Origin of the sequence: Bacteroides sp. DH3716P (assembly GCF_025914115.1) — a bacterium.
Lineage (GTDB): Bacteria > Bacteroidota > Bacteroidia > Bacteroidales > Bacteroidaceae > Bacteroides > Bacteroides ovatus.
This window is the reverse complement of the sequence record NZ_CP083673.1, coordinates 2,025,756-2,038,999: the sequence shown is the minus strand read 5'-3', so window position 1 is coordinate 2,038,999 and position 13,244 is coordinate 2,025,756. Positions and strand designations below refer to the sequence as shown.

At 43.0% G+C, this 13,244-nt stretch carries 8 protein-coding genes; 1 reads left to right on the top strand and 7 read right to left on the bottom strand.

Translation table 11 applies throughout. The annotated features are described in order from the left end of the window. Positions 1–136 precede the first annotated feature (136 nt). From ffh to rho, 6 genes are all read right to left on the bottom strand, one after another. Entirely contained in the window at positions 137–1,459 is a 1,323-nt protein-coding gene (gene ffh, locus KQP79_RS07350) for a signal recognition particle protein (protein WP_004300796.1), read from the bottom strand. A gap of 104 nt (positions 1,460–1,563) precedes the next feature. Beyond that, positions 1,564–2,886 (bottom strand): MATE family efflux transporter, encoded by a 1,323-nt coding sequence (locus tag KQP79_RS07345; RefSeq protein ID WP_138343144.1) that lies wholly within the window; start codon positions 2,884–2,886, stop codon positions 1,564–1,566. A 39-nt stretch (positions 2,887–2,925) separates the two neighbouring features. Then, on the bottom strand, positions 2,926–4,881 hold the full coding sequence (locus KQP79_RS07340; RefSeq protein WP_004311375.1) for a sensor histidine kinase: 1,956 nt from the start codon (positions 4,879–4,881) through the stop codon (positions 2,926–2,928). Beyond that, entirely contained in the window at positions 4,878–6,728 is a 1,851-nt protein-coding gene (locus KQP79_RS07335) for a sensor histidine kinase (RefSeq protein ID WP_004311374.1), read from the bottom strand. Before KQP79_RS07335 ends, KQP79_RS07340 begins: the two co-directional genes overlap by 4 nt. A 90-nt stretch (positions 6,729–6,818) precedes the next feature. Beyond that, complete coding sequence (locus tag KQP79_RS07330) at positions 6,819–8,285, bottom strand: sulfatase (protein WP_004311373.1); 1,467 nt, start codon at positions 8,283–8,285, stop codon at positions 6,819–6,821. 284 nt (positions 8,286–8,569) lie between these two features. Then, positions 8,570–10,867, bottom strand: a complete 2,298-nt coding sequence (rho, locus tag KQP79_RS07325; protein ID WP_004311372.1) for a transcription termination factor Rho — start codon at positions 10,865–10,867, stop codon at positions 8,570–8,572. A 237-nt stretch (positions 10,868–11,104) separates the two neighbouring features. Here rho and KQP79_RS07320 point away from each other — a divergent pair, with 237 nt between their 5' ends. Then, positions 11,105–11,941 (top strand): 4Fe-4S binding protein, encoded by an 837-nt coding sequence (locus KQP79_RS07320; RefSeq protein WP_004311371.1) that lies wholly within the window; start codon positions 11,105–11,107, stop codon positions 11,939–11,941. Here KQP79_RS07320 and tilS read toward each other — a convergent pair. After that, positions 11,926–13,206: a tRNA lysidine(34) synthetase TilS gene (gene tilS / locus KQP79_RS07315; RefSeq protein ID WP_061447822.1), complete on the bottom strand. Its 1,281-nt coding sequence runs from the start codon at positions 13,204–13,206 to the stop codon at positions 11,926–11,928. The genes KQP79_RS07320 and tilS overlap by 16 nt on opposite strands. Positions 13,207–13,244 lie beyond the last annotated feature (38 nt).

The following is a 13,244-nucleotide window of genomic DNA, read 5'->3' as shown; positions in this document are numbered from 1 at the left end:
GATGGACAAAAGTAAAATAAATAACTGAACTCTCCAAAGGGATTGGAATTTTTGTCAAGAGATGGGGGGGATAAAAAAAAGAGGGAGCCGAAACTCCCTCTTTTTACTTATCATTAGATTTGGATCTACAGAATGATTACTTTTTCATCTTAGGCATCATCTTACCCATTTTGCTGCTAGTCACCATTTTCATCATTTTGCGTGTCTGGTCGAACTGTTTCAATAGGCGATTCACTTCTTGGATAGTCGTTCCGCTACCTTTGGCGATACGCGTACGGCGTGAACCGTTCAGTATTTCCGGATTGGAACGTTCTGCCGGAGTCATGGAATAAATGATGGCTTCGATGCTCTTGAAAGCATTGTCGTCAATATCAATATCTTTGATTGCTTTTCCTACTCCCGGAATCATGGAAGCGAGGTCTTTCAGATTACCCATTTTCTTGATTTGTGCAATCTGGCTAAGGAAGTCGTTGAAGTCGAATTGGTTTTTGGCAATTTTCTTCTGTAAGCGTTTGGCTTCTTCTTCATCGTATTGTTCCTGTGCGCGTTCTACCAATGAAACGATGTCACCCATACCGAGAATACGGTCGGCCATACGGGCAGGGTGGAACTGATCGATTGCTTCCAGCTTTTCACCTGTACCTACGAATTTAATCGGTTTGTTCACTACCGAACGGATAGAAAGAGCCGCACCACCGCGGGTATCACCATCGAGTTTGGTCAGTACCACACCGTTGAAGTCCAGACGTTCATTGAATTCTTTAGCTGTGTTTACAGCGTCCTGACCGGTCATGGAGTCTACCACGAACAGAATTTCGTCCGGGTTGATTGCTTTTTTGATAGCGGCGATCTCGTTCATCATCTGCTCGTCTACTGCCAGACGTCCGGCTGTATCGACGATAACGAGGTCGTATCCTTTGGCTTTGGCTTCCTGAATGGCGTGTTGTGCGATTTCTACCGGATTCTTGCTGTCCAGTTCGCAGTACATCGGTACTTCAATCTGTTCTGCCAATACACGTAACTGTTCGATAGCTGCCGGACGGTAAACGTCACAAGCCACCAATAATGGCTTACGGTTCTTCTTGGTTTTCAGCATTCGTGCCAGTTTACCGGAGAAGGTGGTCTTGCCCGAACCCTGCAAACCTGACATCAGGATAACTGCCGGACGGGCGTCGATGTTGATCTCGGCTGTCTCTCCACCCATCAATTGTGTAAGTTCATCATGCACGATTTTCACCATCAATTGGCTTGGCTTCACAGCCGTAAGAACGTTCTGGCCAAGCGCTTTTTCTTTCACTGTATCCGTGAAATTCTTTGCCACCTTGTAGTTTACGTCGGCGTCGAGAAGTGCTTTACGTACGTCTTTCAGCGTCTCCGCCACGTTGATTTCGGTGATTTTGCCTTCACCTTTCAGAATCTTGAATGACCGTTCTAGTCTTTCACTTAAATTATCGAACATAGTTATTTAATTACGAATTACTAATTACAATTTACTTGGCCGAAAGAGGGACTTTTCCGTCTACTCTTTATTTGAGCTTGCAAATGTACAAAAATCTCTTGTATTTATATCTTTTTATTCTGCCATTTTGCTTTTTTGAGATAAATATAACTTGTTATCAACAGCAAGCTATAATACACAATCTCAATCGTAAAGCAAATTTCGATCGGTGCTTTCAGCCACATTCCGATGAAAATGATGTATGATCCGTAGATGATAATTGTAATCGTTTCGAGCAACAGGGCTGCCTGTGTATTTCCTGTTCCGGAGATACCGTTAAACACCACGTTGGCTACGGATGCGATAAGCATGGCGCAACAAATTACATATACCGAGGGTACGGATTCCGTAATGAGCGCAGCTTCACTAGTGTAAATGGAGAGCAGGAATTGCGGAAACAGTGCCGATACCGCTACTAACCCCAGCATGATGAAAAAGGAGAAACGCGCAATTTTATTAATGAGCGGCATCACGTGCTGGATGCCTCCTGCACCAATAGCATTGCTGACAAGGCTGTTGGTAGTCGTAGCCAGTGCGTTGACCGGAATCAGCAATACGACATAAATACTCCGGACGATATTGGCAATCGCCAGTTCCCGTTGTCCCAACCGTTCTACGGCTACGAAGAAAACGAACCAGGTAGCCATCGACAGGAAATATTGCAGCATGGTGAAGCAGGAGATACTAAGAATCCGCATCAGCAATGCTGGGTCGAATGTGCGCAGGCGGTTCATACCGTATTTCTTTAAATCGACCGTGGCATACGTATAGATGACGAAAAAGAGAATGGAGGAGGCTTCTGCCAATACGGAAGCAATAGCAGCCCCTTTGATACCCATTTCCGGCAAACCGAACTTTCCGAAAATTAATGCATAGTCCAGTACGACATTAGTTAATGCCATGACAATAGCATTGATGGTTAGCACTTTAGTGCGTGTAATGCCGATGTACAATGCCCGGAACATGACATTGATAAAAGAGAAATAGAATCCGTAAATACGCCAGTCCAGAAATTCCATCGTTCCTTCGTAGATGGATTCTGAAGAAACCAGCAAACGCATGATGTTTCCACCGAATGCTTTGGTGAATCCGAATAGCAGCAGGGCCATGACGAACAGGAACATGATTCCTTGAATCATGACGGGACCGACATCCGAATAGCGTCCTTCGCCATTGCGTCGTGCGATGACTATCTGCGAACCGGTACTGAATCCGAATGCGATGGTGAATACGCATATATAGAATAACCCGCCCATAGCTGATGCTCCAAGGGCTACTTCACTCACGTGTCCGAGGAATGCTGTGTCGGTGACATTGATGACATTTTGTGCCAGCAAGCTTAGTAGTATCGGATAACTGACACTCCAAATCTGTTTGTTGGTGTACATAATTAAGTGTTTAAGTTTACACTTTGCAAAGATAGTGCTTTATTTCGATTCGGAAACGATGGGGTAGATGAAAACAATTTCCGGACCTCCGGGAGTTTTATCGTTGACGAGATAGTTTCCTCCGAAATGTTTTAGTAACAACAGGTTGATATCATGCCGGATGATGGTTTCCTGTGATACGAATGCATGGTCTGCCAAAGGTGAATTAGTGATCCGGAAACAAAGCATGTCTTCATTCTGGCTTAATGTGAACCGGATGATTCGTGCTTGCCGGTGTTCTTGTGGGTACACCAGTACGCTAATCAAGGCCTGTGTCAGTCGCATTATATCGGTATGAATTTGGGCGTCCGTTTCGCTGGAAAATTCAATCTGGATACCTGTTTCTTCGTTCCTCATCTGCGCCATGCTGCATGCTTCCTTGCATAGGGTAGTGGCATCATAGTCTTGCAACTGGAACTTCATCATCTGAGCTTCCAAACGGGATAAGTCGAGAACGTCATTGACAAGTCTCATTAACTTCTCCGAACTTTTGTGGATGATGTTTGAGTATTCTTGCCTTATTTCCTTGTCTATATTGGGTTCGCTGGCTATGAGTTGTGAGAAACCGACCACATTGTTGAGTGGGGTACGGATGTTATAGCTCATGTTGGACAGGAAGCGATTTTTTATTTCATTGGTCTTCCGCACGTTTTCTGTTGTTTTCCGGATTTCGTTTTCCGCGTATTTGAGTGCCTTCCGTACCATAAAGAGTCGTGCCATAAAGATAAAAAGCAGAATCAGGATAACAAATATAAAGATCAGATAGGTGAGCTGGATCCGGTTGTTTTCCCTTTTTTGATCCAGTTCTGTTTTTTCGATATTGTATTTGCTTTGTATCTGTGCCATCTGATTGTTTGAGAGTACAGTGGCTGTCGAGTCTTTGATGGCAAGTGCCTGCTCATACAGGGGGATGGCTTTTCCGCTTTGCCCTGCCTGTTTCCATATTCTGGCCTTTTCGAGTAGCTGTTCGGCATAGTCGCTTGTGAAGTCTTTCTTCAACATCGTCAGTGTCGTGTCGATATAATCCGATGCCTGTTGGTAGGCTCCAATTGCCTGGTAATATTTGGCAAATGTGTCGAAATAGAGTACTTTATACATGAAATAAGTATTCTCGTCCAGATATTCTTTAGATTTTACGAGATGTTCATAGGCTTGTTGCGGCTGATGGGTATTCAGGTAATAATAGCTGTAGAACAGTTCATTGAACAGGTATACATCGGCAAATCCCGCTTTTAAGGATGGGTTTGCACTGATGTGGTTATGAAGAGTGTTTTCCAGTTCCTGCAAATATTTGAGTAGTTTTTTATTATCCTTCTTTTCTTTGACAACGGATACTAACTGTGACAATACCGAGATACGGACCACCGGATTTTCTGTCGGAGTGAGTAGCTGGTAGGCAGCCTCCAGTGCTTCTATTCCTTTATCCCAGCGCTGGCTGCCGATATATGCATTACTCAAGCATTGATAGGCAGCCATACTACCCCGGTTACTATTCATTTGGGAGGCTTGCTGTTGCATCTTTTGAGATTCGTTGATAGCAAGTTCGTATTGTTCGTTGAATGTGTACAGGTCTATCTGGAAACGTTTGGCATCAAAGAAGTAATTCCATAAATCTGATTTCCGGGCATGAGGCTCCATTATGGTGAGCCATTTGGCTACACTGTCTTGATTATTACGATTGTAATAGTATAAAATATGGTAGTAAGCAGCCAGACCGGCATATTTGTCATTTCCCAGTTGCAATGCTTCTTTCATTAATACATCCGAATATTGGATACATTGCTGGTTGTTTTGTTCTATTCTGATGATTTGATTGAGAACATTCAGCCGTGTCGTATCGTACGGTAATGTTTCCAACACCTTTATCAGGCTGTCGGATTCCAAAACAATCTCGGTGCTGGCTTTTCCGGTGAGGGTGCAGCATAATAGAAGGATCAGGAGCAGGACTTGTTTCATTCGGCTTCCTCCTTTCCTTGTTGCTCATGGTAAATGGGGTGTGTGAACAGGAAACGGGCTCCTTCCTCATAATTGGAGTCAATCCATATTTTGCCGCCCAGCTGCTCGATAATGAGTTGGCAGATAGACAGACCGAGTCCTGTCCCTTGAGCATTTTCATTCAGTTTCTCAAAACGGTTGAATATTTTATTCTGATTCTCCGGAGAGATACCGCAACCGGTGTCGGTCACGGAAAACAGTGCTATGTCTTCTGTCTGTTTTTCCAGTTCCATGGTGATGGAACCTTGCGGAGTAAATTTGGTTGCATTGATGAGAAGGTTGATTAATAATTGTTGTAACCTTGCATTGTCTGTCGTCAATTCTAATGAATGGAGAGAGGTCGAAAAACGGACGTTAGCATTCGTTTGTTTTATTTTCTCAACCATGTCGATAACGTTTCTGCATATTGCCACTGCATCACATCGCTCATATTTGAATTTCATCTTGCCTACTTCGAGACTGGACAAGTCGATTACGTCGTTAATCAGCTTGAGTAACAGTTCTGAATTTTGCTGAATAATATCGCTACACTGTTTCCGGGTCTCGTTGTCGATGGATTCTTCCGTCAGGATGGAGGAGAAGCCGGACAACGCATTGAGCGGCGTGCGAATTTCATGGCTCATGTTGGAAAGGAAAAGGCTCTTTGTCCGGATGGAATTTTCTTCTTGCTTTTTCACTTTTTCCAGTTCCTGCTGTGATTGGCGCAGTTTTTTATTTCCTCGTCTGACCAAAAGGATGAAAAATACAATCAGTATGACTATGAATAGGATGGTGAACCAGCTCCAGTAGAGGATTGTCTTCTGTCTGTTTAAGTTGTCCAGTTCATTTTTATCTATTTGGTAGAGGGTGTGCAATTCATTGATTTGGCGAATATAATTCATTGCGTCCAAAGAGTCTTTGTACGTATTGAATATTTCATAAGCTTCACATGCTTCCTTGCTGTTTCCCATTAGTGTAAGTATGTGTGCACGATCTTTCAGTACTTGCAGGGATCTGTATGAGTTGGCTGCTTTGGTATGCGAAAGTAATTCGTCAAGTGTGGTTAGTGCCTGCGTGTATTCTTTGGATTCAGTGTAGTAGCGTGAATACAGGTATTTAATCATTAAATGAAAATATGGGTACTGGTGTTGCCGGCTGATTTGTTCGGTTTGTCGTATATAGTTTAATGCTTCCGGAAGATGATGCATCTGGATGCGATAGAATGCCTGACAATAAACAAGGTGGAAATCGTCTTGGGGATTCGTATCCTTGTTGATAACAGATTCGAGTTCCCGGATATTGTCTTCTATATCTGTCATTTGGTGATAGTTGAGCTTCGTCAGGATAAATTGGGACAAGATCGTTTTGATATATTGGTTGGCATGAGGGAGTTTCTGAATGATTTCTAATGCTTCCTTATACGATTTGATGGCAACTTGTGGTGTTGACGAACTTAAATAGGTATTTCCAATGGCGTGTAATGCGAGTGCTGTTCCCAAAGGATAGTCCATTTCTCTGGCTTTCTGGTACATCTGATTGGCCTGGTTGATGGCGAGACTGATGTTGCCTTCTGTGATTAAGGCTTGAACGGTCAGCAGATTTATCTGGAATAGGAGTGGGTATTGTTGTTCCTTTTGTAATTCCGGTTCTAAAAGTTTTTCCCAGGCAATGATGCTGTCGACAGGGGCGTCCGGACTAAATGGATGATTGTATTCAAGTAAAGGTTGTAATAAAGAAAGACGATCTGAATTTGTACGTGCAGCATATAAGGTGACCGATATTAATGCGGTTACGACTATTGCAATTATATGACGTCTGTGTTTTTTCACCTGATATAAGAATTGCTTGCTTGTAAGTTTATCTGCAAAAGAACTAAAAAGAGTGAAGATTACAAAGAAATCTTCACTCTTTTTTATAATTTATTTTCTTTTGAGTATCTCTCGTACCCCAGGGCCCTCGTGGTTGGGGTAGCCGGGAGTATGGTTTCTGCATCGTGGATCGGCATCTACTTTCAAACTCCGGTAATCGTCTTTGGTGCGGGCGATGTAATCATCAAGCATGGCACGGTGTTCGGCGAGGACTTTACTGTATTTAGGGTCTTTGGCGAGATTCTTGCGTTCTCCCGGATCCTTTTTCATATCATATAGCTCTTCTCCGTTACCTTCCAGATAGTGAGTGTACTTGTATCTCGGTCCGCGTACCATACGTCCGGGAGTAACGACATATTCATATTCGCTATGCCATTCGGAAACGACATAAGGGTGAGTTTTTTTCTGTTTCTCTCCTTTTAATATAGGTGCAAGGCTGATTCCCGGTTTTTCGGCCGGAACAGGAATTCCTGCCAAATCACAAAGGGTAGGCAGAAGATCCAGTGTAGGCTGTGTCAATACTTGGTCTATGGGCTTTTTCTGTTGTTTGATGCCGGGACCTGCAAAGATAAACGGTACGTTGGTCATTTCATCGTAGAAGCTGATGTGTTTGGTCACCATGCGGTGTGAAGCCATCCCATCACCATGGTCAGCCATGATAATAACGATTGTGTTTTTTCCGGCAGGAGTGGAGTAAAGTGCTTTCAATACGCTGTCTACTTGCTTGGAAACCATCTTGGTATAGTGTTGGAAAGCAGCAATGTAATGACGGTAATTCTCTTCATTCCAATGAGAGGCCTGGGTCATGCGGCGATGACTGCAGCAGATGTATTGTACAGGTTTAGGGATATTGCTCCAGTCTTCTACATTGAAATTGGCTGGTAGTTCCGGAAGGGTTCCGCTAATGGGGCGGTCGGTATGTACTCCTTCGTTCGCTCCTACAAATCCACAGATATTGTGAGGGTTCTGAAAATCTGCGATACAGATGAATGGTTCTTCCGGCGGATTACTTAGATAAGCAACAGCGTCTTCGCATGTTCCTACATCCAGGAAGCTGTCGTTATTGACCGGGAATTCCGGATCAGTGAATGGCTTGGCTACTGGTTCTTTATGCTTGAATCCTCTAAGTGAACCCATGTCATGCGTTTTTCCGAAGTGTACGGCTTCGTAACCGTTTTCAGAAAAAAGACTTCCTAATGTCGGTACATTTTCGGGAATACGTGGGTTGATAGGTTCGCTGGAGTTGGAACGTACATTGGTTTGATGAGGCATCATGCCACTCCATAAAGCAGCGCGTGAGGGTTGGCTGAGAGGGCAGCCTACATAAGCATTGGAGAAGATAACTCCTCGTGAAGCGACTTCGTCAATAGGGAGGGTGCAGCCTTGTGTTTGTCCGTAAGCTCCCACAACGCGTTGTGTCAGATGGTCGCACTGGATAATCAGGAAATTGGGCTTTTCTTGGGCCTGCGCTGTCACGCTGCACAGGGCTAATCCCATGAATGGATAAATAGTTTTCATTACTGGTTAGAATTAAGTAATATTTGATTTGGAAGCAAAAGTAGGAAAAAAGGAAACGTAAAAAAGGGCGAGGTAGTAGTTTTGGACGCAAATGAAAGTATTTTGTACAAAAATGAAAGGTGTGGCAAGCGGTTAGGGGTAACTATCGGTGATGGGAGTTGAATGATAAGTGATAAACGGCAGGTGATAAGTCATAAAATGGGTTACCGAAAAAGAAAACGGTGAATAAACTGCACTTGTTATGGCGCAGTTTGTTCACCGTTCATTTATAAGTTTGCTGTTGATTAGCTGTTCATGCTCATCAGGAATTCGTCGTTGTCTCTGGTTTTTTCCAGACGGTCTTTAACAAAGTCCATTGCTTCGATCGGATTCATGTCGGCAAGATATTTGCGCAATATCCACATGCGGTCAAGGGTTGTTTTATCAAGCAACAGGTCGTCGCGACGAGTGCTGGATGCGGTAATGTTGACTGCCGGGAAGATGCGTTTGTTGGACAGGTTGCGGTCGAGCTGCAACTCCATGTTACCTGTACCCTTGAATTCTTCGAAGATAACTTCGTCCATTTTAGAACCGGTATCGATCAATGCGGTAGCAATAATAGTCAGTGAACCACCGTTTTCAATATTACGGGCAGCACCGAAGAAGCGTTTAGGTTTATGAAGTGCATTTGCATCCACACCACCGGAAAGAACTTTACCGGATGCAGGAGATACTGTATTGTATGCACGAGCCAGACGAGTAATAGAATCAAGGAAGATAACTACGTCGTGACCACATTCTACCAGACGTTTTGCCTTTTCCAATACGATACCTGCAATTTTTACGTGGCGTTCTGCCGGTTCGTCGAAAGTAGAAGCAATTACTTCTGCATTAACGCTGCGCGCCATGTCTGTTACTTCTTCCGGGCGTTCGTCAATCAGCAGCATAATCATGTAAACTTCCGGGTGGTTGGCTGCGATAGCGTTTGCGATATCTTTCATTAAGATGGTCTTACCTGTCTTTGGCTGGGCAACGATCAATGCACGCTGGCCTTTACCGATAGGAGCGAAAAGATCGACGACACGGGCAGACATAGAGTCTGAATAACCGCCTTTGCAAAGTTTAAACTTTTCATCCGGGAAGAGAGGTGTCAGATGTTCGAAAGGAACACGGTCGCGAACGAAAGCTGCATCACGTCCGTTGATCTTCGAAACCTTTACCAATGGGAAATATTTTTCTCCTTCTTTGGGTGGACGGATAACTCCTTCTACTACATCACCGGTTTTCAGACCAAATAGTTTGATTTGAGATTGTGATACGTAAATATCATCCGGAGAAGAAAGGTAGTTATAGTCGGAAGAACGGAGGAATCCGTATCCATCCTGCATAATTTCCAGAACACCTACTCCGTTGAGAATATCGTCGAATTCATAAGGCTTTTCGCGTTCAATAACCTTACGTTCCTGCTGCTGTTGTACCGGAAGATTTTCACCCGCATTGTTCTGCTGAGCGGCACGTGGCATCGGTGAGCGTTGTTGGTTTTGGTTCTGGTTCTGATTCTGATTTGGGTTCTGAACCTGATTCTGGTTATTGTTGTTACGCTGGAAATTATTATTGGCGTTATTGCCATTATTTCCATTGTTGTTAGCATTGTTATTACCGTTGTTATTGTCGCGTGAGCGAACAATACGCGGACGTTGCTGCTGGGACTGCTGCTGTTGAGATTGTTGTTGCTGTTGAGGATGAGATGGCTGTTCCGGTGCTGTCTGTGCTGATTCTGTTTTAGTAGCTTCGAATTTTCCGAATAATTCGGTAGGAAGCTCTATTTTTTCAGAAGGCAGATCTTCGATTGGAATAAAATCATCGTCGTCAACGCTGGATAAGATATTACTTTCCTCGTCGATAACGGGTGCAGCTTTCTTTTGTGGTTTATCTATTACCTTTTTCTCTACAACAGGTTTGTTAGGTTCAGTAGCCGGTTTATTTGTTTCTGCAACAGGTTTATTTGCTTCTGCAGCAGGTTTGTTTTTTGCTTTCTTCTCAGCTGTTTGCTGTTGTACCGGAGCTGGCTTTTCCGTAGCACCAGTAGCTTTCTCTGCAACAACAGGTTTAGGTTCCACTACTTTGGGTGCTGCCGGTTTTGCATTTTCTACTTCTTTTTTCTCTTCTGCATCAGAGCTCTTACGAGGACGGCCTACTTTACGCTTGGGAGTAGCAGTGTTTTCCGCTTTAGCTTCTACAACAACAGTTTCTTTTTCTTTGTTTGTACTTTCTTCTTTCTTGGAAGGTTGTGGTGCAGCTTTTACAGGAGCGGTCTCTTTTGTCTTGTTAGCCTCTTCACTCTTTGTTGCGGAAACCACTTTGTCTTCTTTTTTGGTAGGAGCTACCCGTGAACGCTTTTTCTTTTGTTCTTCATTTTTGCGTTCTTCTTTTAGCTTATCTGCGGCAACTTTCTTTGTAGCTCCTACAATGGCCTGTTCATCGAGTATTTTATAAACAAGGTCTTCTTTTTTGTATGAGTCTGCTTTTTTTATGCCTAACTCTTTGGCAATAACTTGAAGTTCCGACAGATTTTTGTCGTTTAATTGGATAATGTTATACATATAGTATGGTAAGTTATTAATATTTCTTTTTTTTGCTGAATTATGGACAGCATTACTACAGCTCATGGCTACAGATATGCGAGCATACGTTTTGTTTTTTATTCTGAATTAGGGATGTATATGTTGAATCGTAGAATGTTTCAACGGGGCAAAGATAATAATTTTTTTTGGTTTCATGAACAATCAAACATTTTTTTCCACGTAAAAGTGTATCTTTGCTACATAAAAGAAAATAGTATGACAGTAAATGAAGCTCATTTAATTTATTTTTCGCCTACACACACATCTAAACAAGTTGCGGAGGCGATTGTTCACGGGACGGGCATAAAAAATATTTTTCCTATTAATGTAACGCAGCAGATTGCGGATGAAATTGTGATTCCTACATCTTCTTTGGCTATTATTGTAGTGCCTGTGTATGGAGGACATGTCGCTCCTTTGGCAATGGAACGTTTGCAGTATATCCGTGGAGTGGATACTCCTACCGTTTTGGTAGTGGTTTACGGAAATCGCGCTTATGAAAAAGCTTTAATGGAACTGGATGCTTTTGCTATTCCTCACGGATTTAAAGTAATTGCCGGGGCAACTTTTATTGGAGAACATTCATATAGTACCGATAAATACCCGATTGCAGTGGGACGTCCAGATGAATCGGATTTAGCTTTTGCTGGGGAGTTTGGGAAGAAAATCATGGAAAAAATACAGACAGCTGATAGTATGGATACCCTTTATCCGGTGGATGTACGTGCTATCAAACGTCCGAGTCAGCCATTCTTTCCTTTGTTCCGTTTTTTGAGGAAAGTCATCAAGTTACGTAAAAGTGGGACACCGCTTCCCCGCGCTCCTTGGGTGGAAGATGAGGATTTGTGTACCCATTGCGGATTATGTGTGGTCCGTTGTCCGGCAGGGGCTATAACGAAAGGGGACGAGCTACATACGGATGAGGCTAAATGTATCAAATGTTGCGCCTGTGTAAAAGCTTGCGTAAGAAAAGCAAGGGTATACGATACCCCTTTTGCAGCTTTGTTATCAGATTGCTTCAAGAAACAGAAGTTGCCTCAAACTATTTTGTAAATCACGATACGCTTAGTCGTTTTATCAATACGAAAGCGGTTGTCTGTTCGTTCGCCTATCAGCCATGCGATATGTTCTCCACAGCAGAGTACCCATTGGCGTTCTTTTTGGCTGATAGAAAATTTGCGGTCGGTCAGATAATCGCTTATTTTTTTCTTTCCTTTCATTCCAAAAGGAATAAAAGTGTCTCCCGGCTGCCATTTTCGGTAATGAATTTCTCCATTCAGTTTGTCGGCATCAAAACAGGCTATTTCCTTTTCACGTGGAATGAGAAAATCCGGGGTGTATTCTCTTTCCTCTTTGATGATTTGAAAAGGAGGAAGAGTCTCATTTTTAGATTCCGCAGTTTCTATTAATAGAAATTCTCTGTCTTTTATCACTCTCCATTCTTTGCTACAGAATTGCTTGCCCGGTTGGCTATGAAGCGAGTGAGCGATATCTTTGATTTGTGCGGAATTGAATCCTAGAGGATGCAGGACTTCGAATAAGATGGCTTCGGGTGCCGGTTCCTTTACCAAATCACAGATTCTGATACCTTCTGCCGTAATGATTTTCTTTTTAGTTTCCTCTATACATTTATTATATATAGTGGCTACATCATTTAGATAATTACTCGTATCTACCAGAGTGTTTTTGACTGACGGATTAATTTCCTGCATGAGGGGAAGGAAGTTGAGCCGGATTTTATTACGGGTATATTCGTCTTCCAGATTGGTGCTGTCTGTCACATAATCTTGTCCGATGTTTTGCAGGTAACGAATTATTTCTTCCCGGTTGATACAAAGCAGAGGGCGTACGATGGCTCCATTACGGGGGCGGATTCCTAACAGACCGGTAATTCCTGTTCCCCGAATCAGGTTAAGTAGTATAGTTTCTATGCTATCATCCTGGTGATGGGCCACAGCGACAACATCTGCCTGACATTTTTTTCTAATTTTCTCGAACCATTGGTAGCGGAGTTCCCGTGCGGCCATTTCAATCGAAATATGTTTTTCCGTTGCATATTGGGTCGTGTTGAAATCAATGGTATGTAAATGGATTTCCATTCTTTCGCAAAGTTGGCGGACAAATAGCTCGTCCCGGTCTGATTCTTTGCCTCGCAGGTGGAAATTACAATGTGCGGCTTCGCAATGATAGCCTGCTGTATGCAGAATATATAGTAATGCCACCGAGTCGGCGCCACCACTCAATGCGATCAGGATTTTATCATCCGGTGAGAACAAATGTTCTTTTTCTATATATTTTGTAACGCGTTGTTGTATCATACCTGCAAAGATACGAGTTTATCAATAAGTTTTTTTAT